The sequence below is a fragment of the Castellaniella sp. genome, assembly GCF_049673105.1.
In the GTDB taxonomy this organism is placed as follows: Bacteria; Pseudomonadota; Gammaproteobacteria; order Burkholderiales; family Burkholderiaceae_B; genus Castellaniella.
In genome coordinates, this window is record NZ_JBATXG010000020.1 from 135,909 (window position 1) to 159,641 (window position 23,733).

Genomic DNA, 23,733 nt, shown 5'->3' on the forward strand with positions numbered 1-23,733 from the left:
ACTGCGCGTCGATTCAGGCTTACTTGGCGGTCAAGCGCAATAGCGCGGCGTCGGCGCCGTCCTGGATGATCCAGACGGCGCCGTCGGGAGCGACGGCGACATCCCGGATGCGCGCGTCCATTGGCCAGCGGTCGGCCTGCTGGGCGTCGCCGTTCGTCGCTAAGACCACCCGCACCAGGCTCTCGGCTCGCAGACCGCCGATCAGCGCCGATCCCTGCCAGGCCGGGAATTGCGCCCCCTGGTAGAAGACCAGTCCCGCAGGGGCGATCACCGGGGTCCAGTAGACGCGGGGCGCTTCGAATTCCGGGCGAGTGTCATGCCGGGGGATCGGGATGCCGCTGTACTGTCTGCCGTTGGACACCAGCGGCCAGCCGTAGTTCTTACCGGGTTGGATCAGATTCAGTTCGTCGCCTCCCCTGGGACCCATTTCATGTTCCCATAGTCGTCCATCGGGCGCGAAGGCCAGTCCGTATGGATTGCGATGGCCGGTCGTCCAGGTCAGTGCACGGATGCCCTGTTGTCCGGCCAGGGGATTGTCGGCGGGTGCGGAGCCATCCCGGTTCAGACGCAAGATCTTGCCGCGGGCGGCGTCGGGGTCCTGAGCCGTGTCAGGCTCCATCCGATCGCCGACGCTCAGGAACACATGCCTGCCATCCGGCGAAAAGGTGATGACGCCGCCGGGCTGGCCACCGCGGCTGCCTGCCGGCTGCCGCCACAGGATGTCCGGTGTGCTCAGGCGCGTAGCGCCCACGGATTCCTGCAGCTTGGCGCGGGCAAGGACCAGCGCGCCGCCTGCTTTGTCGGGCGCCACAAAGGTGAAATACAGCGTGTGATCCTGGTTGAAGTCCGGCGAGGGCGACACATCCAGCAGGCCGTTCTGGCCTCGGTCGTAGACGGCGGGGATGCCGTCGATGGCAGTCTTGGCGCCGGCTTGTGTGGCCAGGAACATGCGCCCGGCATTTTCGGTGACGACCAACCGACCGTCGGGCAGAAAGGCGATTGCCCAGGGGCCGTTGAACGAGGCGATGCGCTGGCTGGTGAAGGGGGCCTCGGTATCCGGCGCGAGCGCGCCCGCGTTGACGGACGCGGCCTGGGCGCTGGGCAGCGGCCAGGCCAGCGATGCGGCCAGCATCAGCCTGGCGAAGAAGCTGGATCGGCTCGTCAAGGCGTTCGTCCTGCGCCTGGCTGATCCATGAACACCTTGCACAAGGCTTCCATCCCGACCCGGTCGTCTTCATCGAAGCGACCGGTCACGGGGCTGTCCACGTCCCAGACGCCCAGCAGCGACCCGTCGGCGCGCACCAGCGGCACGACGATTTCGGATTGCGAGGCCGAATCGCAGGGGATGTGGCCGTCGAATTGATTCACATCCTGCACGACTTGCGTCTGGCGGGTCTGGGCGGCCGTGCCGCAGACGCCGGAACCGATGGCGATGCGGATGCAGGCGGGTTTGCCCTGGAAGGGTCCGACGACCAGTTCCGTGCCGTCGAATAGATAGAAACCCGCCCAGTTCAGATCCGGCAGGCTGTGGAACACCAGCGCGCTGAAATTGGCCGCGTTGGCGATCAGGTCGGGTTCGCCGGCGATCAGATGCCGCGCCTGCTCGGCCAGGCTGGCGTAGTGGGCGGCTTTGCTGGCAAAGGTTTGCGGAGATAGGTGAAACATGGGTGATTTCCGGGTGCAGTCAAATGAATAATGGCATTTTAGGCCCGGTGTTTTTTTTCATGCGGCCTGCGCCCTTCAAGGAACGCGAGTTCCGTGTATATTGAGCGGTCACCAGTATGAACCGTCGCGTACCGCGTCTGGAGGGGAAGCGCATTGTCCGGTGCCTTTAGCCGCTTATTCGCTGCAAGAAGCCTTACCGACTATCGCTTCGGCCTGCTTGGCAAAGTGCGCGCGCGCCTGCTGATCGCCGTCCTGGCAACGACCATTCCCATCATCTGCGGCCTCGGATACTACGTCTGGCATCAGTATCAGGGCCTGATCCTGAGCAGCGAGCGTTCGGCTGAAAACCTGGTTCGGGTGACAGCCGCCTACGACCGGACTTTGCTGAACGATGCGCGCGACGTGTTGCTTACCTTGTCCAATTCCCCGGTCCTGCGCGATGGTCGCTGGGATGAATGCCGGGGCTATATGGCGACGCTGCTGGGTCATCTGCCGCGATATCTGAACATTGGTGTGATCGGGGCCGACGGACGACAGGTCTGTTCGGGCCTGCCGGATCCGGATCGCGCCGGCTCGTTCCTGGGGGATCGGCCTTATTTCCAGGCGGCGATGAGTCAGGCCGATGTGATCCTGGGCGGGTTCATCCTTGGCCGGATGTCCGGCGTCGCCACGCTGGTGCTGGCGGTGCATGTGCCGGGGCATTCCGGCATCAGCGCCGGGGTGGTCTATGCCGGCATGAATCTGGGGTATCTGCGCGCCGGCACGGCTATTCCCGAGATGCTGCCGGACGCGAAGCTATGGGTCCTGGATCGCCGCGGTCATATCCTGCAGCGGATTCCGGGGGATTCCAGTCATCTGGGCGAGCGGCTGGAACCGCACCCCAGCCAGCAAACCGAATTGCTGCGCGGCGACCGTGTCGATGCGGATGGCCGTCGCTGGCGGACCTACGCCATGCTGGCAGGCCCGCGCGGCGACCCCCAGGGGCTGTCCGTGCGCTACGAAGTGCCCGAATCCGCTCTCTATGCCAGCGCCCAGCGGGCGCTGTGGACGGGCCTGGTGATCATGGCTTTGTTGTTGTGTGTGGCGCTGCTGGTGGCGGGTAACCTGATGCAGCGGGTCCTGGTCGATCAGGCCACGCATGATCCCCTGACAGGGCTGCTCAGCCGGGGGGACATTCTGCATCGTCTTCTGGTGCGCACACAACAAGGCCCGGCCCAATCCTGGATGCTGGTCATCACCAACATCGATGGATTCAAGGAAGTCAATGGCGCGCTGGGGCATGATGTGGGCGATAAGCTGCTGCAGGCCGTCGCGCAGCGGTTCCGGGACTGTCTGGGCGATGCCTGCGTGCTGGCGCGGCTGGGCAGCGATGAGTTCACCTTTCTGCTGGATAAGGACGATCAAGGGCAGGCCGAGGCTCAGGTGCGTGAACTGCTGGCTGCCGTGCGTGAGCCGTTCACGCTGAACGACTTGCAGATACGGATCAGTTGCAGCTTCGGGCTGGCCTCCTATCCGGCCCATGCGAGCGAACCCGACGAGCTGATCCATTGCGCGGATACGGCGATGCGCCGGGCCAAACGCGATGGCCTGGGTGTCGCGGTCTTCGATATCCGGGATCGGGCGCGGGCGCAGGATCGCCAGTTGCTGCGCGGGGACCTGCGCGATGCCCTGGCGCAGGGGCAGTTTCTGCTGCATCTGCAACCCAAGATCGTGCTGAACGACAAGGATCTGCCGCCGGGCGCGCCGATCGGTTTCGAGGCCCTGACACGCTGGCAACATCCAGAGCGCGGGCAGGTGTCGCCCGCTCAGTTCATGCCCATCATCGAGGTCAGCGATCTGATCCATCCGTTCACCCGCTGGGTGGTGGATCAGGCCGTGGCCGCGTGCGTGCGGTTGCAGGCCATTCAGCCGGGGGTGACCATCGCGGTGAATATTTCGGCCCGCAATCTGCTGGACGAATATTTCCCGCAGCAGGTGGAAGACGCCCTGATCCACCATGATCTGGACCCCTCGTTGCTGGAACTGGAAGTCACCGAAAGCGTCATCATGGCCGACCCTGCCAGGTCCCTGCGGACTTTGTATGCGCTGCACGCCTTGGGCGTGCGCCTGTCCATCGACGATTTCGGCACAGGCTATTCGTCGTTCGCCTATCTGAACCGTCTGCCGGTGGATGCGCTGAAAATCGATCAGTCCTTCGTCGCCGGCATGGTCGACGATGCGGATCTGCGCGCCATCGTGCGGTCCATCATCGAAATGAGCCATACCCTGGGTCTGAAGGTCATCGCCGAAGGGATCGAAACCGATGCCGTCCAAGCCATGCTGCGCGGCCTGGGCTGCGATGTGGGCCAGGGGTACGGCATTGGCCGTCCCATGCCGGAAGACCAGGCGCTCGCCTGGCTGCGCCGCGCTGCCGCCACCTGAAGGAAATCTCATGCCGGATGCATCCGATCATCATCTGCTGGAAACCTGCGTCGCCAGCGAGTCCCTGTGTGATGGCCATTTCCTGAAGGCGCGGCGCGATACCGTGCGCATGCCCGACGGAACGACCTCCACCCGCGAATACATCATCCATCCAGGGGCGGTCGTCATCATTCCGCTGCTGGATGACGGGCACGTGCTGCTGGAACGTCAGTTCCGCTATCCGGTGGGGCGGGTGATGAGCGAATTCCCCGCTGGCAAACTGGAACCCGGCGAAGACCCGCTGCATTGCGCGCGGCGGGAACTGCTGGAAGAAACCGGCTTTGCGGCAGGGCAGTGGGCGCATGCGGGCGCTCTGCATCTGGCCATTGCCTATTCCACCGAGATCATCCACATTTTCTTCGCCCGTGACTTGCGGGCCGGCGTCCGTCATCTGGATGCCGATGAATTCCTGGATGTCTGTCCGCAGTCGGACCGGGATTTCTTCCAGGCCTGTCAGTCGGGCGGCGTCACGGACGCCAAGACGCTCAGCTGCGCCCTGTGGTTGCAGAACGTGCGCAGCGGCGCCTGGACGCTGGACTGGCGCTCTGTGTGATCGGCGCCGGGGTGTCGCGCGTTGCGGGCGGATGTTCCGGCCTGCGCGGCAGGCTATTCCTGGTAAGGCTCGAAGGCGCCGGTGTCCGGGTTGCGGATGAACAACACCCCCGTGGCTACGCCAAAATAGGCGCCGTGGATGGTCAGTTTGCCGGCCTCGACGCGCTCGCGCACGGTGGGAAAGGTCAGCAGATTGTTCATGCTGTATTCGACCACGCCCCATTCCATATTGCGGATCCATTCGGCGTAGTTGCCCGTGCGCGGGCCGACTTTGTCCGCCACCGGTTTGATCTGCGACATCCAGGTGCCGATGAAATCGCGCTTGGACAGCGGCACGGTCTTGTTGGCATAGGCGGCCACGCCACCGCAACTGGCATGCCCCATGACGACGATGTGGGAGACTTCCAGGGCGTTGACGCAAAATTCGACGCAGGCGCTGGTGCCGTGAAAGGCCGATTCCGGATCTTCGTCGCAGGGCGGGACGATGCCGGCGATGTTGCGCACCACGAACATTTCTCCGGGTCCGACGTCAAAAATCGTTTCGGGCGCGACGCGGGAATCGCCGCAACTGATCAGCATGATGTCCGGATGCTGGCCGTATGCCGCCAGATCGAGATAGCGCGCGCGTTCGGTTTCGAGGCGCCCGTGCAGGAATGAGGAATAGCCTTCGGTCAGTCGTTGGGGAAACACGATGATGTCCTTGTGGGTTAGACGGGGTCGAGGGAATCGGGTGATGAGGCCCCCAGAATGTCGCCGGTCGTGGCGCGCGCCAGCAGCTGCTTCAGGGGGCCCGCCAAATGGCCGTGCTGCACGGTGATGGCGTAGAAGTGTTCGGTCAGTTGCGAGGAATGGCCCACATGCACGAGTTCGCCCGAGTGCAGTTCGTCCTGCACGACCACTTCCGGCAGGACCGTGAGCCAGCCGCTGTCGCGGGCGATCAGCCGCAGCATGGTCATGTCGTCGATCTCGGCGCGCAGTTTGGGCTGCACCCCCGCTGAAAAACACAGGGCGTCGAACTGCGGGCGCACACTGTGACGCAGGCTGGGCATGGCCATTTCGACACCGTCCAGGTCCTCGGGGATGCGCAGGGCGGCGCCCGCCCAGCGGTCGGCTCTGCCGACCAGCGAGATGACCTGGCTGCCGAGAAATCGCGACGACACCGGGCGTGCCGGATCGGAAGGGACGGGTTCGTTGGCCAGCACCACATCCAGCTGGTGGCGCAGCAGACGTTCGACCAGCGTTTGCAGCGAGTCGGAATTCACGGACAGAATGATGGATGGGTCGTGGAACAGGGGACGCAGCCAGTTGACCTGGAAGTTGCGCGACATGGTCGAGACACTGCCCACGCGCACATGGGTGGCGTCCGCGTCGCGGCCCTGAAGCCAGCCCAGCATCTGCTCGCCCAATCCGAAGATGTTTTCTGCGTAGGCGAAGACCCGCTGGCCTGTTGCGGTGAGCTCCAGATGCCGCCCCTGGCGATCGAATAGGGGTGTACCCAGTCGGTTCTCCAGTTGCTTGATTTGTGTGGAGAGGGCCGACTGCGACGTATGGATCTGTTCAGCCGCGTGGGTGAGAGAACCGTTTTTTGCCACGCGCCAGAAGTAGAACAAGTGCTTGAAATTCAGCTGGTTGATGTTCATTGTTCTGTTTTATAGAACTTTCCAATATTATAAATGTAATTTACAGAATATATAAAAAATCCAAGAATACGCGTGTCTTTTCGGGAGAGAACACGTGCTGAATAGCTTGGATGAATTGGATATCGCGCTGGCGCTCGCGCCGGTCGTGCTGATGTCGGGAGCCGCTCTGTGGGCATTGCGAGGCGGCGTATCCCTGCCGCAACAGTGGCGGCGCTTCCATGTGCTGACGCTGGCGGCGCTGGCTTGCGCAATGGCGAGCCTGGTGCTGCATCTGGCGCTGGCGCCGGTCGGTGACCCCGCCGGATCGGGCCTGGGGGGCTGGCTGGCAGTGAATCTGCTGGGCGCCTGGGTCAGCCTGCTGGTGCAATTGCTGGGCGCGGCCATTGGTCTGTATTCCGCCAATCACCTGAAGGGAGAACCGCGTCAGCCGGTATACATCACAGCCCTGGGCGCGGTGCTGGCTGCCGTGCACCTGCTGCTGCTGGCCGATCATTGGCTTGTGCTGATTGCCGCGTGGGCAGCCATCGGGCATGCGATGCACTATCTGCTGTGTTTTTACGGCGACAGGCCGTTCGCCCTGCTGGCGGCGCACAAGAAAAAAGTGACCGATCGGGTGGCGGATGCGCTGCTGATCGTCGCGGCCTTGCTGTCCTGGTCGCAGGTCGGCAGCGGGTCTCTGTCCGCCTTGTGGGCATATGTCGCGGCGGGGCATGCATCCGCCGCGCTCCATTGGAGCGGCATCTGTCTGGTGCTGGCCGTCATCGCGCGCACGGCGCTGATGCCGGTGCATGGCTGGCTGGTGCAGGTGATGGAGGCGCCGACGCCGGTGTCCGCCCTGCTGCATGCCGGGGTGGTGAATCTGGGCGGGTATGTGCTGGTGTTGTTCGCGCCTTTGTTGGGCGTGTCGCCGGCGGCACGCTGGCTGCTGGTGGGCTTCGGCCTGCTGTCGGCGGCGGTGGCGGGTTTGGTGCTGCTGACCCGCGTCAGCCAGAAAGTGCACCTGGCGTGGTCCACGATCGCCCAGATGGGCTTCATGCTGCTGGAATGCGGCCTGGGCCTGTACCTGTTTGCATCCCTGCATCTGCTGGGGCATTCGCTGTACAAGGCTCATCACTTTTTGAATGCATCCAGCGTCGTCAGGGATTGTGAACGCAAACTCATGACGGGCGAAGCCCAAAATTCCGGCTTGAGCATGCTGCTGGCCGTCCCCTTGGCCTTGGGCATCGTGTTTGCGCTGCAAGCTGCACTGGGGGATCAGGCCTGGCCGTGGTGGTGGAGCACCGTGCTGGCGCTGGCCTGGGCGCCGCTGTTGTGGGTGCCGAAGGCGGACGCCGGCGGTGCCAGGGCAGTACCCACACGGCTGGCGACTGCGGCGGCGATGGCCGTCGGCCTGACACTGGCGGCGGGCCTCCTGGATCATGCGCCGCTGGGGGTGCGCAATGATCCGCTGCCGGAGGCCGGCCTGGTCGCGCTGGTCGGCATGGCCCTGATGTACCTGGGCATGGCGGCGTTTCAGTTGTGGCCCCGGTCGATGGTGGCGGTGCGCCGCTGGGTGTACGCCGGCTTTTACATGGATGAGGGCTATACCTGCTGGGTGCTGAGACTGTGGCCGATTTCCTGGGCCGGCGCAGGCCGCGGGCCAGCGCCCCTTGTCTGGCATCCGGTTGAGCCCGCTTGCGGGAGGTCCGGATCATGAGCGTCGTCCTGCAAGCGGCAAACGCCGAAGATCAAGCGGATCCGACACGCATGGATGAGTCGGCGCTGCAATGCGCGATCGAGCAGGCGTGCTCGAGCATCATGCCGGCCTGGCCGCTGGATCAGGCAGTGGCAGTCAACCCGCATTGGCGGCGCATCGGTCTGCCGATCCGTCATGTGGCGGCGCGCCTGGCCGTGCAGGGCGGCTTCCAGGTGTTTCCCACGCGGGACTATATCCGGCGGGAATGGGATGCCGGTCGCATCACACGAGGGGATCTGGAGACAGCACTGGGTTTGCGCAGCGCGCAGCCTGTCGGTGCGGTGACAGCGGACCATTGCATCGCCGAATTGGCGGCGGCACCCACGATACGCCGCGAACCGCTGCTGGTGGATCTGCTCGATGATGCGGTTCAGCAGAACAAACGCTGGCCGTGGCGTGCCGCTGTCGTATTTCAGATGAGCCAGACGTGCGCGACCTACTTTGATCGTCACCAGGCGGATTGGCGGGCGGCCGGCCATCCCGACCTGTATGGATTCTGGCGTGAAAGCATGGTCGGCGATCATGGTCTGAGCGCCAGATTGGGCCTGCCCGGATTCACGCGGCAGCTGCGGCATCTGCCGCAGCTGCCGCAGGATGCCATGCGCTGGTCGCTGGCGGAACTGTCACTGGATGAATCCGTCTGGAAGGACTATTTCGAGGCGCTGCTGCTGTCGCTCAATGGCTGGGCGTCGTGGTGCGCCTACATTGGCTGGCAGAAGATCCCGGCGGGCCAGGATGATGCGCGACTGAGCGATCTGCTGGCCTGCCGGATCGCCTGGGAGGCCCTGCTGGCCCGCGCTGCACCCCCTGCCGTGCGGGGCGCCGCCATCGCCTCGCTGGGCGCGCATTGGCAGGATTTCAGTCAGCGAGTCTTTCAGGCCGAGACGGAACTGGTGGTGGATGAGTGCTGGCAGCAGGCGTTGGAGATCAGCTTTCAGCGCGGATTGGCCCAGACGCTGCGTGTCTCGGTGCCTGCATCGGCAGCGCGACCGCCCGAGGTTCAGGCAGTGTTCTGCATCGATACGCGCAGCGAGCGGATGCGGCGCGCCCTGGAAACTTTGTGGACTGGCGTGCAGACACGGGCGTTCGCGGGGTTCTTCGGCATGCCCATGCATTACACGCCCCTGGGGACAGATGCCCATCGTTCGCAGTTGCCGGGTCTGGCTTATCCCAGCATTGCGGTGCAGGAAATGATGACGGCGCCGCACACGGCCCACGCTGATCTGGCGGATACGGATCAGATCCGCAGCGCTCGCCGGACGCGGCTGGCGTGGCTGGATCAATGGCTGGGCGCCGTCCGATGGTCGAGCGCCACCTTTTCTTTTGTCGAGGTGGCGGGTGTCGGCTATCTGGGCAAGATCGCGCGCTGGATCAGACCGCCGGCCAGTCCGCGCGTCAACGCCGACCGCCTGGGTTTGCCGGATGTGGCTCAGGATCACTGTCGACCGATGGTGACGGGGCTGGATATCGACGAACGGGTCGATCTGGCGGCAGGCGTCCTGCGCACCATGGGGTTGGATGATCGTTTGGCTCCACTGGTGATTCTGTGCGGCCACGCGGGGCATAGCACCAATAATGCGCATGCTTCGACGCTGGATTGCGGGGCTTGTGGCGGCAGATCGGGCGAAGCCAATGCGCGCGCGCTGGCCTTGCTGCTGAATGATCCCCAGGTGCGTGCGGGCTTGCGTCTGCGCGGCTTGAACATTCCGTCCGGCACGGTCTTCATGGGGGCTTTGCACAATACCACCACGGACGAGGTCAGCGGCTTCGATCTGGATCTGCTGCCGCCGGCGGCGCAGGAACGCTGGAAGCACATGGAACGGATCTTCGCGCGGGCGGGCGACCGCATCCGTCGCGAGCGCGCGCCGGCCCTGTGGATGGACTGCAATCTCGCGCCCGAGGCCTTGCTGACGGCTTTCCGGCGCCGCGCCAACGATGGTTCCCAGACCCGACCGGAATGGGGGCTGACCCGCAATGCGGCGTTCATCATCGGTCCGCGCGCGCGCAGCCGGGGGCGGGTGCTCAGCCGCGCTTATCTGCACGATTACGATGCGCGGCGCGATGCGGACGGCGGAGTGCTGGAAAAACTCATGCTGGGGCCGATGCTGGTCACCAACTGGTTGTCCTGGCAGTATCACGCCTCGACCTGCGACCCCTTGCACTATGGCGCGGGCAACAAGGTGCTGCACAATGTCGTGGACGGTCATGTCGGCGTGTTCGAGGGTAATGGCGGAGATCTGCGCATTGGCCTGCCCAGACAGTCCCTGCACGACGGCGAGGGCTGGTACCACCAGCCGGTGCGCCTGACGGTCGTGATCGATGCGCCTGCCCGCGTGATCGGCGGCATCGTGGCGCGCCATGCGGTGCTGACCAACTTGTGCGACAACGGCTGGATGTTGCTGTGGCGCTACGAGGGCGATACGCTGCAGCGCTACGATCAGGGGCGCTGGCTGCCGCTGGAGGTCTGAACAAGGCCGTCCGCCGCCATCCGATGCGCTGTCTTGGGCGCAGCAGGACGAGACGGGTGAACTTTCTTCCATCATATTGTCATATGATGACGTATCACTAGTTCAGCATGTGGGAGTGCAGTATGGAAGATGGACGAATCGGGCGTTTGCTGTTGACCGGCGCCGCCGGCGGCCTTGGCAGGGTGCTGCGGGACACGCTCAAGCCGATGACGCAGGTTCTGCGCCTGTCGGATGTGCAGACGCTGGGCGCGCCACAACCCGGCGAGGAAATCCAGCTGTGCGATCTGGCCGATAAGCAGGCCGTGGATCGTCTGGTGCAGGGGTGCGACGCCGTCGTGCACATGGGCGGAGTGTCCGTGGAGCGGCCCTTCGAGGAAATCCTGGAAGCCAACATCAAAGGTATCTTTCATCTGTACGAAGCCGCGCGCCGTCATCAGGTGCGCCGCGTCGTGTTTGCCAGCTCCAACCATACGATCGGGTTTTACCGTCAAGGCGAACGGCTGGATGCCCATTCCCCCACGCGCCCGGACGGCTACTACGGCTTGTCCAAGGTCTATGGGGAACAGATGGCCAGTTTCTACTATGACCGCTATGGCATTGAAACCGTCAGTATCCGCATCGGCACGGCGGTGGCCGAACCGGGAGACCGGCGCGCCCTGCATACCTGGCTCAGTTTCGGCGACCTGACGGAACTCATCCGGCGCAGTCTGTTGACGCCCGGCGTCGGGCATACCGTGGTGTACGGCATGTCGGACAACCGCGATGTCTGGTGGGACAATCGCCTGGCTGCGCATCTGGGATATGTGCCGGCGGATTCATCCGAACCCTTCCGGTCGGTGATCGAAGCCCGGCCCGCGCCGGCAAAGGATGATCCGATCATGGTGTATCAGGGCGGCGTATTCACGGCCAGAGGGCCGTTCGAGGATGCCGATTAGCCGGATCAGTCTGGCTGTGTCGCCATCCCGAAATCAGCGCCGTCCCCGGCGCAGCAGCGCGCTGCCCAGGTGCCGCGCCTGAGGGACTGACAGCACCAGCCCGCCCAGCGCGATGACCAGGATGCCCACCCAGCCCATGGCGTCGGGCATGACCCCGAAGGCGATCCAGCCCAGCAGTGTGGCCCAGAGGATCTGCGAGTAGCTGTAGGCGCCCAGCGACGCCGCTGAAGCATGCAGCAAGGCATAGGTGATGGTCAGGTGTCCGATCGAGGCAATGCCGCCGATGCCCAGCAGGATCAGGAAATCGACGGGGGCCATGGGTGCCCAGACGCTGATCCCCCACGGTGTCAGCGCCAGGGCGCCGATCAGGCCGGTGTACAGATTGCTGGTGGCGGCGTGTTCGGATTGGCGCGAGGATCGCGTGAGCAGCTGGTAGATGGCGTTGGTCATGGCGGATCCCAGAGGAAACAGGATGGCCCAGGTCAGCAGCCCGCCGCCGGGACGAGCAATGATCAGGACCCCGGCAAAACCGCAGGCGACGGCCACCCAGTCCAGCGTGCGGGCTTTTTCTTTCAGCAGCAGGCCCGACAGCAGCGTGATGAGCACCGGTGCGAGAAAGACGATGGCGGTGGATTCCGCCAGCGGCAGACGCGCCAGACCGTTGATGACGAAGACGCTGCCGCAGCACAGGCACAGGCCGCGCAAGAGCTGGATGCCGTAGCGATGGGTATTCAACAGGCTCAGGCCCATGCGGGGCGCGAAAATCAGGACGACTCCGGCTGCTTGTGCGATGTAGCGCACCCAGACGATCTGCAGCAGCGGATAGTGCGCCGCCAGGTATTTGGTGCCTGTGTCCAGCAGGGCGAAACACAAGCTGGCCGCGCACATCAGGGCGGGTCCCAGCCAGGCCGGGGATCGGGTGTCGGTCGTCATGGAGTCGGAAAAGAACTGCCAGGCGCCGAAAACCGGTCGCCTGGCAAGGGAATCATAGTGCTTTTCCTGGGGCTTGGGGTGTCATCGCACCAGACAGGGCCGCTTATTGTCAAAGCGCCAGTCGGGGATCAGGAACTGCATCCCGACGGAATCGTCCCGGCTGCCCAGGCCTTTTTCCCGGTACAGGGCATGCGCCCTGTCCAGACTGTCGGGATCGATGCGTACGCCCAGACCGGGCGCGTCAGGCACGGCGATGCGGCCATCGACGATGCGCAGGGGATCGATCGTCAACTGCTGGCCGTCCTGCCAGATCCAGTGCGTGTCGATGGCGGTGATGTCGCCGGGGGCCGCCGCCGCGACATGCGTGAACATGGCCAGTGAAATGTCGAAGTGGTTGTTGGAATGCGAACCCCAGGTCAGGCCCCAGTCGTGACACATCTGGGCGACGCGCACCGAGCCGCGCATCGTCCAGAAGTGCGGATCGGCCAGGGGGATGTCCACGGACTGCAGCTGGATGGCGTGCATCATTTCGCGCCAGTCGGTAGCGATCATATTGGTGGCGGTGCGCAGACCCGTGGCGCGGCGGAATTCCGCCATGACCTCGCGCCCGGAGTAGCCGGACTCCGCCCCGCAGGGGTCTTCCGCGTAGGCCAGGACATGATGCTGGTCGCGGCACAGGCGGATGGCGTCCTTCAGGGACCAGGCCCCGTTCGGGTCCAGGGTGATGTGGGCCTCGGGGAAATGGTCCGCCAGTGCGGTGACAGCCTCGATTTCCGCGTCGCCGGCCAGTACGCCGCCTTTCAGCTTGAAGTGCCGGAAGCCATAGCGGTCATGGGCCGCCTGGGCCAGACGCACGATGGCGTCCGGGGTCAGGGCCTCGCGGTTGCGCAACTGGAACCAGGCGTTGTCGGCGCCGTCTTCCTGGCGATAACCCAGAGAGGTCTTGCCGGCGTCGCCGATGTAGAACAGATAGCCCAGGGCTTCGACGGCGTCGCGCTGGCGGCCATCGGCCAGCAGTGCCGCGACAGGAACCCCCAGGTGCTGACCCAGCAGGTCCAGCAGCGCGGATTCCAGAGCGGTGACGACATGGACGCCGGTGCGCAGGTCGAAGGTCTGCTGGCCGCGCCGGTCGTCCGCGCCGCCCTGGATGGCGCGGCGGCCTTGTTCCAGCAGTTCGTTCATCCGCCCGATAGGCTGGCCGATCAGCCGTTGGCCCAATCGCTGGGCCTCGGCCCGGATGGCCTCCCCGCCCGGGACTTCCCCCAGGCCCTGATGGCCGGCGTCATCGTCGATCAGGACGATGTTGCGGGTGAAGTAAGGGCCGTGGGCGCCGCTGAGATTCAGCAGCATGCTGTCCTGCCCGGCCACGGGCACGACCCGGACCTGGGTGATGCGCGGAGTGTTGCTGTCGGGAGCTGCGTGTGGATTCATGTTCAACGCTCGGTACGGGGAATATGCCAGGGATTGGCGGCTTGCAGGGCTGCGGGCAGCAGGGTGTCGGGGATGTCCTGGTAGCAGACGGGGCGCAGGAAGCGGCGGATCGCCAGCGTGCCAACGGATGTCGTGCGACTGTCGGATGTCGCCGGATAGGGGCCGCCGTGCACCATGGCATCGCAGACTTCCACACCGGTGGGAAAGCCGTTGGCCAGGATGCGACCGGCCTTCAGTTCCAGAATGGGGATCAGGCGCGCCGCCAGCGCCGCGTCGGCACCGGGTTCCAGATGCAGGGTGGCGGTCAGTTGGCCTTCCAGCGCCAGGGCGATGGCCTGGAATTCATCGGCATCGGCGCAGCGGATGATGAGCGAACTGGCGCCGAAGATTTCCGCGCCCAGACGTTCCGGGTCGGCCAGGAAGCCGCGCGCCGTGGTGACGGCCAGATTCGCCTGGCATGGCGCAGGCGCATCGCTGCCCTGGCCGCGCGCCAGGGCCTGAATATCCGGGTGGTCCAGCAGGCGTTGGACCCCTTTTTCGTAGGCTTGTGCGATGCCTGTGGTCAACATGGTGGCGACCGGGGCCGCCTGGATGTTCTGCGTGGTGCGAGCGATGAAACGATCCAGATCCGGGCCATCCAACGCGATCACCAGGCCGGGATTGGTGCACAGCTGGCCGGCGCTGCCCAGCAGCGAGACGGAAAACTGATCCGCCAGCGCATCGCTGCGGGCCGCCAGAGCGCCGGGTAGCAGATAGACGGGGTTGGTGCTGCTCATTTCCGCATAGACGGGGATCGGTACCGGGCGCTGGGCGGCGGCCTGCATCAAAGCGATGCCGCCTTGGCGTGAGCCGGTGAAGCCCACGGCCTGGATGCCGGGATGGCGGACCAGCGCCAGCCCCAGGTCGATGCCGGGACCGGTCAGCAGGGAAAACACGCCTTCGTGCAGACCGCATTGCTGCACGGCGCTGCGGATGGCCTGGCCCACCAGTTCCGATGTGCCGGGGTGAGCCGGGTGTGCCTTGACTACTACCGGGGCGCCGGCGGCCAGGGCGGACGCCGTGTCGCCGCCCGCCACGGAAAAAGCCAGAGGGAAATTGCTCGATCCGAAGACGGCTACCGGCCCCAGTGGAATCTGGCGCATGCGCAGGTCGCTGCGAGGGGCGGGCTTGCGCTCCGGCTGGGCGTGGTCGATGCGGGCATCCAGCCAATCGCCATCGCGCACGACGCGGGCGAACAGTCGCAGCTGGTTGGCGGTGCGTCCGCGTTCGCCTTCCAGGCGAGGACGGGGCAGGCCGGTTTCCTGCATGGCGCGTTCGATCAGTTCGTCGCCCAGATCCAGGATGGCCTGGGCAATGGCTTCCAGAAAGGCGGCGCGCTGTTCCAGGGAAATTTCCCGATAGGATCCAAAGGCGGCGGTCGCCAGCTCGACGGCCTGGGCGACCTGCCGATCATCCGCGCCGGCCCATGACGGAGCGATCGCCTGGCCGGTGGCCGGGTTGACGGCCTGAAAAGAAGGGCCGGCGCCGGTGACGTTCTGGCTGCCGATAAGCTGCATGCCGGTGATGGACATAGGGGAACCTCCGGGGTGGAAAATTTTCACAAGTAAGTTATCATACAACTCATTATTGAGGAAAGGAAATCCAGGGGAAAACCACAGTTTGTCTGTAGTGTTGCTGCTGGCTGACCTGTCTTTCTTCGATAACAAGAGATCATATCTGTCGTGATCTTTTTCGGTCTGTCCGGGGTGTTCCGGGGCGGGCTGTATCCCTGTGTTGATATCGTGTTCTCAAGAGGATTGCCCCCCATGTCTCGCCCAGAATCCGCTGCATTTTCCGAACCTGCGCATGTGGCTGCCGTCTCCGACGGCGGCAGTGACCGTATTGTCTGGATCAAACTCTCCCTGGCCTTTCTGCCGTTGCCCACCCCCATCAGCGACGCCAAGGTTTTCACCGGTCGCCAGAAGCCCCTGACCGAAGTCGCCATGATCTTTTGCGAGATCCGCACCCGCGACGGACATGAGGGCCTGGGCTTCGCCTATTCCAAGCGGGCGGGCGGTCCGGGCATGTACGCTCATGCCAAGGAAATCGCCCCCACGCTGCTGGGCGAGGATCCCAGCGATATTCAGCGGCACTGGGACCGGCTCTGCTGGGCGGGGGCGTCGGTTGGACGCAGCGGCCTGACGGTTCAGGCCATTGCGCCGTTCGATGTGGCCCTGTGGGACATGAAGGCCAAGCGGGCCGGCTTGCCGCTGGCGAAACTGCTGGGCGCGCACCGGGATTCGGTTCGCCTGTACAACACCTCGGGCGGTTTCCTGTCCACGCCGCTGGATCAGGTGCTGGACAATGTCGATGCCTCGCGGGCGAGCGGCATCGGGGGGATCAAAATCAAGGTCGGCCATCCCGATCATGCCGTCGACCTGCAGCGGGTCGATGCCGTGCGCAAGAAACTGGGCGACAGCTTTCCGCTGATGGTCGATGCCAATCAGCAATGGGATCGCATGACGGCGACCCGCATGTGCCGCGTGATGGAACAGTACGGCCTGACCTGGATCGAAGAACCACTGGACGCCTATGACGTCCAGGGCCATGCCGCACTGGCCGCCACGTTTGACACGCCGATCGCCACTGGCGAGATGTTGACCAGCTTCCGGGAACATGCGGAACTGATCGAAGCGCATGCGTCCGACTTCTTCCAGCCGGATGCGCCTCGCGTGGGCGGCATTACCCAGTTCCTGAAGATCATGCAGCTGGCGGATTATCATGGCCTGAGCATGGCGCCGCACTTCGCCATGGAAATCCACCTGCATCTGGCTGCGGCCTACCCCCGCGAGCCCTGGCTGGAACACTTCGAATGGCTGGAGCCGCTGTTCAATGAGCGCCTGATCATGCGGGATGGGCGCATGGACGTGCCCAATCGTCCGGGGCTGGGTTTCACGCTGAGCGATCAGGCACGGGCCTGGACGACGGAAACCGCCGAATGCGGCAAGCTGCCCTGACATACTGATGGCGGGAACAAGACGGGCGGCTCGCGGGCCGCCCGTCTTGTTCTGGCGTCGCTGCCGGGAGGCTACCCCGTGTCGGCGCGGACCGGACCGCGAGGCAGGTCGTGGGCCGGGGATCAGGGCCTGATGCTGAGCGTCATGCCGACGGTCAGCGTCTCGCCTGGCGCCAGTGTTTGCAGGCCGGTGCCTGGAATGCCGGCGGCAGCCAGATTCACGGCGTCGCAGACGTGGGTGGCCGGCTCCACGCACAGATAGCGTCCGGCATTGCAGTGCAGCACCAGATGATCCAGCGGACCTCGGGCCTGCAGCGTCAGGCCTGGCCCATCGGACCAGATGATGTCGGCCTGACCCGGCCAGCCGGACAGGAATGTCGTCCAGGTGTGATCGCTGCGCTGCCAGCGGGTCTGGCGGTTCGGGCGCGGGAACAGGGCCAGTTCCTGATCGTGCGCCCAGTCCTTGCCGGCCAGGGTGTGGACGCTGCTGGCGGTGAAATAGGGATGCAGGCCCAGGCCCGCAGGCATGGGCTGCGTGTCGTCGTTGCGCAGCGCCAGTTCGATATCCAGCTGGCCGTCAGCGGATAGCCGGATGGTCTGCTGCAGCGACCAGGCCCAGGGCCAGCCGTCTTCTCCTGCCAGAAGCCGCGTGCTCAGCGTCGCCTGGCTGGCGGTGGCGTCCAGCACATCCCAGGCCATGCGCTGAGCCTGCCCGTGCAAGGCATGCGCCTGTCCGTGCAGGGGCTGGATCCGGATCTCGCGGTCCGCCCAGTGCAGGCGGGCGTTACGAATGCGATTGGAAAACGGCGACAGAGGAAACAGGCCGCCTTTGGGCCACTCATGCGCCGGCCATGCCTGCGCCTGGATCGGCACCAGCCAGTCGCGTGGGCCGCCGGGCAGTTCGCTGATCCAGTCCAGAATGCGACCGCCGGCGGCAGGCCCCACCCGCAGTCGATGCGGCCCTTGCGTCAGGGTCAGGCATTGCTGCGGGTTGGCGTCCATGTGATCAGGCATCATGCCGATGTGCCTGGCTCACGCTTCACGCGGGGCTTCCTTGACCCGGCTGACCAGTTGGGTCGGGCTGACGAAGCGCAGGGCGATCAACACCCAGACCATGGTGATGGCCATGTAGATCATGGCCATGGCGTCGATGGCCTGCGGCGCTCGTACGCCCGTCGAGAACACGGCGTAATACAGCGCCACCACCAGCGTCTGGGAATCGGGTCCGGCGGTGAAGAAGGTCAGCTCGAACAGACTGATGGTGCGGACCAGCACCAACAGGCCGGCGGCCAGCATGCCCGGCACCAGCAAGGGGGCCAGCACATGGCGGAAATACTGAAAGGTATTGGCGCCGAAGATGCGGGCGGCGGATTCCAGGCCGGGATCGATCTGTTCGATGAAGGGCGTCATCACCAGGATCACGAAGGGCAGGGCGGGCACCAGGTTGGACAGAATGACGCCGGCCAGCGTGCCGCCCACGCCGATTTGATACATGGCCGTGGCCATGGGGATCCCGTAGGTGACGGGTGGCACCAGCATGGGGATGATGATCAGCAGCATCACCAGTCGCTTGCCGGGGAAACGGGCACGGGCCAGCGCATAGGCCGCCGGCACGCCCAGCACGATGGCCAGGATCACCACTGCGGCGACGACCTGCAGGGTGACGACCAGGATGTGGGCCAACTGGAATTCATCCCAGGCGCGACCGTACCAGTCCAGCGTGAAGCCTTCGGGCAGCAGGGTGCCGAACCAGCGGGTGGCGACGGAATTGACCATCACGGTGAGGATCATGAAGACGACGTTCAGCAGGAAGAATCCCATGACCGTCCAGACCGTGGCGCGCCAGAGCCAGCCCCAGCGTCGCTGGGCCGCATGGGCTGCGTGTGTAGTGGATTGCATGTGTATCACCCTTTGCCGCTGGTGGCCGGACCGGTATAGAAGGCCCGCCGGAATGCGAAGATCGCGCAGACGATCAGCAACTGCGCAAACCCCATGACGATGGCGATGGCCGAGGCCATGCCGTAGTCGTACTTTTCAAAGGCCGCCTCGTACGCGGCGATGGAAATCACGCGTGTCGGGCCTGCCGGCGCGCCCAGCAGGATGGCCGACGGAAAGACGGCGAACGTCTGCACGAAGGACAGGGCGGCTGCCATGCTCAGCCCCGGCACCAGCAAAGGCAGGTAGATCAGGCGAAACTGCTGCCAGGGACTCGCGCCCAGCGTGCCGGCTGCCTTGGCCAGGGTGGGGTCGATCCCGGAGATATAGGACAGAGTCAGCAGGAAGACGAAAGGAAAGTCCGAGATCACCAGGGAAATCAGCACCCCCCAGTAATTGTGTGTCAGGCGGACTTCCTGGTTGTACAGATGCAGGCCCTGAACGAATTGCGAGAACCAGCCCACCGGGCTGTAGAACGTCAGCATGCCGTCGGCGATCAGCACCGTGCCTAGCGTAATGGGGATGACCAGAATGGTGGTGACGATGCGCTGTTTACGGCTGTTGCGGCGCAGGGAAAAGGCGACCGGCACGGCCATCCCGATATTGATCAGGGTTGCGGGCGCAGCCAGCTTGAAGGTCGTCCACAAGGTCCCCCATTCTGTCGACGTCGTGAAGAAATGCAGATAGTTGGACCAGATGCTGCCGCCTTCCATGGGCTGGAAGGAAATCACGACCCCATAGAGAAACGGATACACGAATAAGGCCAGCAGCACCACCGTGGCTGGGGCGGCCAGCCAGCCGCGCCGATCCCCCCTGGGCGCCAGGGCAAGGTCTGCGGTGCTCATGCCGCCTCCGCATAGGCCAGGACGCGATCGGCGGGAATGTGCAGGCGAATCTGGTCGCCGGGCTGAAAATCCCCGCTCAAGCGCACGAACAATTCGCCGATGCTGCTGGTGACGACCAACAGGGAACTGCGACCGCCGAATTCAAGGTGCCGGACGGTGGCGTCGATGCAGTTGGTCTGGCGGTCGCCGGCGATCTCGAAATCATCGGGTCGTATGGCGACAGCCACGGTCTGGGTGCCGGTCGGCACGGACAGGGCGGTGCCGTGCAGCGAAATCTGCTGCTGGCTGACGGTGATCCGGTCGGCTTCCAGGTGCGTGACCTGGAACGTGAGGACGTTGCGGTACCCCATGAAGCGCGCCACGTGCAGATTGCGGGGCTGACCATAGACCTCGCGCGGGGTGCCGACTTGCTGGACGCTGCCGGCGCGCATGACGACGATGCGGTCGGCCATCGATAGCGCCTCGTCCTGGTCGTGAGTGACGTAGATCGTGGCGCGTTCCAGCTGGCGGTGGATGCGGCGGATCTCTGCGCGCATTTCCACGCGCAGCTTGGCGTCCAGATTCGACAGGGGTTCATCCATCAGGATGACGGGCGGTTCGATGACGATAGCGCGCGCGATGGCTACGCGCTGCTGTTGTCCGCCAGACAGCTGGCCGGGCAGCTTGCCTTCGTGGCCTTCCAGTTGCACCAGGGTCAGCGCTGACTTGACCCGTTGGGCGATTTCCGTTTTGGGTGTGCCCCGCATGCGCAGGCCGAAGCCGACGTTGTCGCGGACCGACATGTGCGGAAACAGAGCATAGTTCTGAAATACCATTCCGAAGCCGCGCCGCTCGGGCGGCAGCACGTCGATACGGGTGTCGTCCAGCCAGATGCTGCCCGAACTCAGTTCGGCCAGACCCGCCAGGCAGTTCAGCGCCGTCGATTTGCCGCAGCCGGATGGGCCCAGCAGAGCGATGAATTCGCCCCGCTGGATGTCCAGGCTGAGGTCGCTCAGGGCGGCGACCGTCGAACCGGATGCCGTGGGGTATTGCCGCCCGACGCCGTCTAGCCGCAGCTGTTGGAAAGATTCATTCATATCGCAAAATCCAGGGGAAAGACAGGCCGCCCGCACCCGTCAGGGGCGGGCGGGTTCATCAGGCGGGCTTACTTCTTCAGGGCGCCGATATCGGTATCCCATTTATGGAAGGCTTCCACCATCGCCTTGGCGTCCAGCGGCACGGCGCTGGGGCGGCGGGCCGTCAGTTCCTCGTATTCAGGACGACCGTATTTTTCGATGATCTCCTGGCTTTCCTTGGGCGCGGCGGATAGCGGGACGTCGCGAATGGCCGGGCCGGGATAGAAGTAGCCGGAATCGTAGGTCATGGCCTGCTGCTTGGGCTGCATCATGAAATCCATCAGCTTGAACAGGACTTCCTGCTTTTCCGGGGACACGCCTTTGGGGATGACCATGTAGTGAGCGTCATTGACCCAGGTGAAGTTTTCAAAGGCCTGGATCTTGAAGTCTGCCGGCACGATGCCCAGGGCGCGCGGATTGATGTCCCAGCCCGTGACGGTCGCCGTCATGGTGCGGCTGCCCTGGCCCAGTTCTTTCATCACCGCCGAGGTGCCGCCCGGATAGTAGGGCACGCATTCGTTCAGTTCTTTCAGGAACTTCCAGGTGTTGTCCCAGCCATTGATGGGATCATAGGGATCCTTGTCGCCCAACAGATAGGGCAGGCCCATCAGGAAGGTGCGGCCCGGCCCGGAATTGGCGGGACGGGCATACAGGAACTGGCCTGGGTTGGCCTGGCACCAGGCCAGCAGTTCAGCGGGGGTCTTGGGCGGATTCTTGACTTTGTCCGGGTTGTATTCCAGCAGCGGACCGGATTGCATGAAGCTGACTTCCAGGCCGTAGCCTTTGGCCAGTTCCTGCATGCGGGCGGCATTGCGGTGGTATTTGGTCAGGATGTCCTTGAACTTATCCTGGTGGTCGGGCAGCAGCTTGAGCCACAGATCCTGTTCGATGCCTGCAGCCAGAGCGTCGGTGCCGGTCAGCACCAGGTCGATATCCGCACGCTTGGCGTTTTGCATGGCCTTGATCTTGCCCGGAATCTGCGGCGCCGGCGCATTGGTAAAGGTCATGCTGGACACCAGATCCGGGTTCTGGTCGCGGAAGGCTTCCAACGCCTTTTGCGTCACGGCCAGATTGCCGGCCACGTCCACGATATTGAGCGCGACGGGGGCGGCATGCGCCGAAAAAGCGGCGCATGCCAGCGCCAGGGCGCCTGCCAGTGCGTGAAATCGCACTGGCAGCGTGGTCTGCTGATTGCTTTTCATGGGTTTGTCTCCTTGGGTATTCACCGGTTAGGGTAAAGGTCGGTTTATCGGTCCTTCCTTATAAGTCATCATATAACTTAGATCGGTATCCGAACAGGAGATTTTTTCGTTCATCCAGGGAAGCAACAGGCTCTATCGTTGTGTTTCTCCTGCAAGTAATTGATTATGAATATATTTTCTGATTCCTGCCGAAATATCAGTATATTCCCTAATAAGCAGGGATGAATTCAATTCTGGATATTTTCTTGTTGTATGACATCGTCGGTGCGCAGTCTGGCGCCCCCGGCAGGAAGTCTCTTGGCCGGGGGCGCCGATCGAGTTCAGCGAGGTTGTCGCGATTGATACAGGCTCCAGAGTATCGAGGCCAGCGACAGGGCCAGGAAAGTGGCCGAGATCGGGTTGCTCAGGAATCCGGTGAAATTGCCGTCGGACAATTGCAGTCCCCGACGCAGATTGGTTTCCGCCATGGGTCCCAGGATGAAGCCGATGATGAAAGGGGGCAGGCTGATGCCGACTTTCAGGAAACCATAGCCGATCAGGCCGAACAGCAGGATGGTCCAGACATCGAACATGCTGTTGCCCAGACCGAAGGCGCCCACGACGCACAGGACCAGGATGATGGGCAGCAGGATGTGTTTGGGCACGGCCAGCAGCTTGATGAAGATGCGCAGGCCGTAGAATTCGCACACCAGCATCATGATGGTGGACAGGACCAGGGCGACAAAGATCGTATAGACCAGCGCGCCCTGGGTCACGAACAGCAGGGGACCGGGTTGGATGCCTTGAATCATGAAGCCGCCCAACATGACGGCGGTTACCGCATCGCCCGGAATGCCCAGCGTCAGCAAGGGCACCATCGCGCCGCCGATGGACGCGTTGTTTGCGGTTTCTGATGCGACCACGCCGTCCATGATGCCCGTGCCGAATTTTTCCGGATGCTTGGATCGGTTCTTGGCGACGATATAGGACACGATGTTCGAGGTGCCGCCGCCGATGCCGGGCAGGATGCCGATGCTGGTGCCGATCACCGAGGAGCGGATGAAATTTCCGGTCTGGCCGAAAAATTCCTGCAGGGAAAAACCGAATCCCTTGACGTTTTTCATACTGATGACGCCGATGGATGCCTTTTGCTCGTGCTTGACGGTTTCAGCGACCTTGATGATTTCCGAGATGGCGAACAGACCGATCAGCACGGTCAGGATCTGGAAGCCGCCGTTCAGGTCGGCGTAGCCAAAGGTAAACCGGGTGATGGCGTCCACCGGCGCGATGCCGACCGTGGCAAACGCGAAACCCACGACGCCGGAAAAAATGCCCTTGATCATGGATCCGCTGGCCAGCGTCGCGATCAGGGTCAGGGAAAAAACGGCGATGGCAAAGTATTCATGCGGCCCGAATTTCAGGGCGACCTTGGCCAGTGTCGGGGCGATGAACACCAGGGCGGCGATGCTGAATATCGTGCCGAGAAAGGAAAACACGATGCCTGCGCCCAGCGCTTTGACGGCCTCGCCTTTTTCCATCATCGGGGCGCCGTCGAATGTGGTGGCGATGGAAGACGGCGTGCCGGGGATCTTCAGCAAAATCGCTGAAATCAGGCCGCCGGATGTGCCGCCTACGAACAGGGCGACCAGCAGCGAGATGCCGGCGCCGGGACTCAGGGTGTAGGTGATGGGCAGGAACAGGGCGACCGCCATGGTCGAGGTCAGGCCGGGGATCGCTCCGAAAATGATGCCGACGATGGTGCCGAACAGCACCAGTCCGAAGACCTGGAAGGTGAAGACCGCGTCGAGGCCTTGCTGAAGCATGGATAGCATGAGGAGCTCTC

The 23,733-nt window shown here is 64.0% G+C and carries 19 protein-coding genes; 6 read left to right on the forward strand and 13 right to left on the reverse strand.

The features are described 5' to 3' along the window. Positions 1-19: 19 nt before the first annotated feature. Together WBF69_RS07970 and WBF69_RS07975 are read right to left on the reverse strand one after the other, a co-directional pair. The gene (locus tag WBF69_RS07970) at positions 20-1,165 is read right to left on the reverse strand and encodes a PQQ-dependent sugar dehydrogenase (RefSeq protein ID WP_424262964.1); all 1,146 of its coding nucleotides are present in this window, start codon (positions 1,163-1,165) and stop codon (positions 20-22) included. Further along, the gene (locus WBF69_RS07975) at positions 1,162-1,665 is read right to left on the reverse strand and encodes a GAF domain-containing protein (RefSeq protein ID WP_424262966.1); all 504 of its coding nucleotides are present in this window, start codon (positions 1,663-1,665) and stop codon (positions 1,162-1,164) included. The genes WBF69_RS07970 and WBF69_RS07975 overlap by 4 nt, the downstream gene beginning before the upstream one ends. 225 nt (positions 1,666-1,890) lie before the next feature. On the opposite strand from WBF69_RS07975, the gene WBF69_RS07980 reads away from it, so the two are divergent. Together WBF69_RS07980 and WBF69_RS07985 are read left to right on the forward strand one after the other, a co-directional pair. Beyond that, positions 1,891-4,086, forward strand: a complete 2,196-nt coding sequence (locus WBF69_RS07980; protein ID WP_424262968.1) for a putative bifunctional diguanylate cyclase/phosphodiesterase — start codon at positions 1,891-1,893, stop codon at positions 4,084-4,086. Positions 4,087-4,096: 10 nt separating this feature from the next. Continuing rightward, positions 4,097-4,678, forward strand: coding sequence for an NUDIX domain-containing protein (locus WBF69_RS07985; RefSeq protein WP_424262970.1), 582 nt, complete (start codon positions 4,097-4,099; stop codon positions 4,676-4,678). Between the two features lie 53 nt (positions 4,679-4,731). On the opposite strand, the gene WBF69_RS07990 is transcribed toward WBF69_RS07985, so the two are convergent. Both WBF69_RS07990 and WBF69_RS07995 read right to left on the reverse strand, forming a co-directional pair. Beyond that, positions 4,732-5,367, reverse strand: coding sequence for a carbonic anhydrase (locus tag WBF69_RS07990; protein ID WP_424262972.1), 636 nt, complete (start codon positions 5,365-5,367; stop codon positions 4,732-4,734). A 17-nt stretch (positions 5,368-5,384) separates the two neighbouring features. Beyond that, positions 5,385-6,317 carry a LysR family transcriptional regulator gene (locus WBF69_RS07995; protein ID WP_424262974.1) on the reverse strand — a complete coding sequence of 311 codons (933 nt, stop codon included), beginning with the start codon at positions 6,315-6,317 and terminating at the stop codon, positions 5,385-5,387. Positions 6,318-6,411: 94 nt separating this feature from the next. Between WBF69_RS07995 and WBF69_RS08000 the strand changes: the two genes are divergently transcribed. The 3 genes from WBF69_RS08000 (at position 6,412) to WBF69_RS08010 (ending at position 11,455) form a co-directional block, all read left to right on the forward strand. Continuing rightward, positions 6,412-8,013, forward strand: a complete 1,602-nt coding sequence (locus tag WBF69_RS08000; RefSeq protein ID WP_424262976.1) for an NADH-quinone oxidoreductase subunit L — start codon at positions 6,412-6,414, stop codon at positions 8,011-8,013. Further along, complete coding sequence (locus WBF69_RS08005; RefSeq protein ID WP_424262978.1) at positions 8,010-10,520, forward strand: YbcC family protein; 2,511 nt, start codon at positions 8,010-8,012, stop codon at positions 10,518-10,520. The genes WBF69_RS08000 and WBF69_RS08005 overlap by 4 nt, the downstream gene beginning before the upstream one ends. Before the next feature lie 122 nt (positions 10,521-10,642). Beyond that, positions 10,643-11,455 (forward strand): NAD-dependent epimerase/dehydratase family protein, encoded by an 813-nt coding sequence (locus WBF69_RS08010; RefSeq protein ID WP_424262980.1) that lies wholly within the window; start codon positions 10,643-10,645, stop codon positions 11,453-11,455. Positions 11,456-11,488: 33 nt separating this feature from the next. Here the strand turns inward: WBF69_RS08010 and WBF69_RS08015 are convergent, their stop codons facing one another. The 3 genes from WBF69_RS08015 to WBF69_RS08025 form a co-directional block, all read right to left on the reverse strand. Continuing rightward, the gene (locus tag WBF69_RS08015; protein ID WP_424262982.1) at positions 11,489-12,388 is read right to left on the reverse strand and encodes a DMT family transporter; all 900 of its coding nucleotides are present in this window, start codon (positions 12,386-12,388) and stop codon (positions 11,489-11,491) included. 81 nt (positions 12,389-12,469) lie between these two features. Continuing rightward, positions 12,470-13,819: an enolase C-terminal domain-like protein gene (locus WBF69_RS08020; RefSeq protein WP_424262984.1), complete on the reverse strand. Its 1,350-nt coding sequence runs from the start codon at positions 13,817-13,819 to the stop codon at positions 12,470-12,472. Positions 13,820-13,821: 2 nt separating this feature from the next. Continuing rightward, positions 13,822-15,390 (reverse strand): aldehyde dehydrogenase (NADP(+)), encoded by a 1,569-nt coding sequence (locus WBF69_RS08025; protein WP_424262986.1) that lies wholly within the window; start codon positions 15,388-15,390, stop codon positions 13,822-13,824. A gap of 234 nt (positions 15,391-15,624) precedes the next feature. Between WBF69_RS08025 and WBF69_RS08030 the strand changes: the two genes are divergently transcribed. Continuing rightward, complete coding sequence (locus WBF69_RS08030; protein WP_424262988.1) at positions 15,625-16,815, forward strand: L-talarate/galactarate dehydratase; 1,191 nt, start codon at positions 15,625-15,627, stop codon at positions 16,813-16,815. A gap of 122 nt (positions 16,816-16,937) precedes the next feature. Here WBF69_RS08030 and WBF69_RS08035 read toward each other — a convergent pair whose 3' ends face one another. From WBF69_RS08035 to WBF69_RS08060, 6 genes are all read right to left on the reverse strand, one after another. Next, on the reverse strand, positions 16,938-17,831 hold the full coding sequence (locus tag WBF69_RS08035; RefSeq protein WP_424262990.1) for an aldose epimerase: 894 nt from the start codon (positions 17,829-17,831) through the stop codon (positions 16,938-16,940). Between the two features lie 15 nt (positions 17,832-17,846). Next, complete coding sequence (locus WBF69_RS08040) at positions 17,847-18,713, reverse strand: ABC transporter permease (RefSeq protein ID WP_424262992.1); 867 nt, start codon at positions 18,711-18,713, stop codon at positions 17,847-17,849. Positions 18,714-18,718: 5 nt separating this feature from the next. Then, positions 18,719-19,594: an ABC transporter permease gene (locus tag WBF69_RS08045; RefSeq protein WP_424262994.1), complete on the reverse strand. Its 876-nt coding sequence runs from the start codon at positions 19,592-19,594 to the stop codon at positions 18,719-18,721. Beyond that, complete coding sequence (locus WBF69_RS08050) at positions 19,591-20,670, reverse strand: ABC transporter ATP-binding protein (RefSeq protein ID WP_424262996.1); 1,080 nt, start codon at positions 20,668-20,670, stop codon at positions 19,591-19,593. The genes WBF69_RS08045 and WBF69_RS08050 overlap by 4 nt, the downstream gene beginning before the upstream one ends. Positions 20,671-20,738: 68 nt before the next feature. Then, positions 20,739-21,911, reverse strand: a complete 1,173-nt coding sequence (locus tag WBF69_RS08055; protein ID WP_424262998.1) for an ABC transporter substrate-binding protein — start codon at positions 21,909-21,911, stop codon at positions 20,739-20,741. Between the two features lie 320 nt (positions 21,912-22,231). After that, entirely contained in the window at positions 22,232-23,722 is a 1,491-nt protein-coding gene (locus WBF69_RS08060; protein ID WP_424263000.1) for a tripartite tricarboxylate transporter permease, read from the reverse strand. Positions 23,723-23,733: the final 11 nt, after the last annotated feature.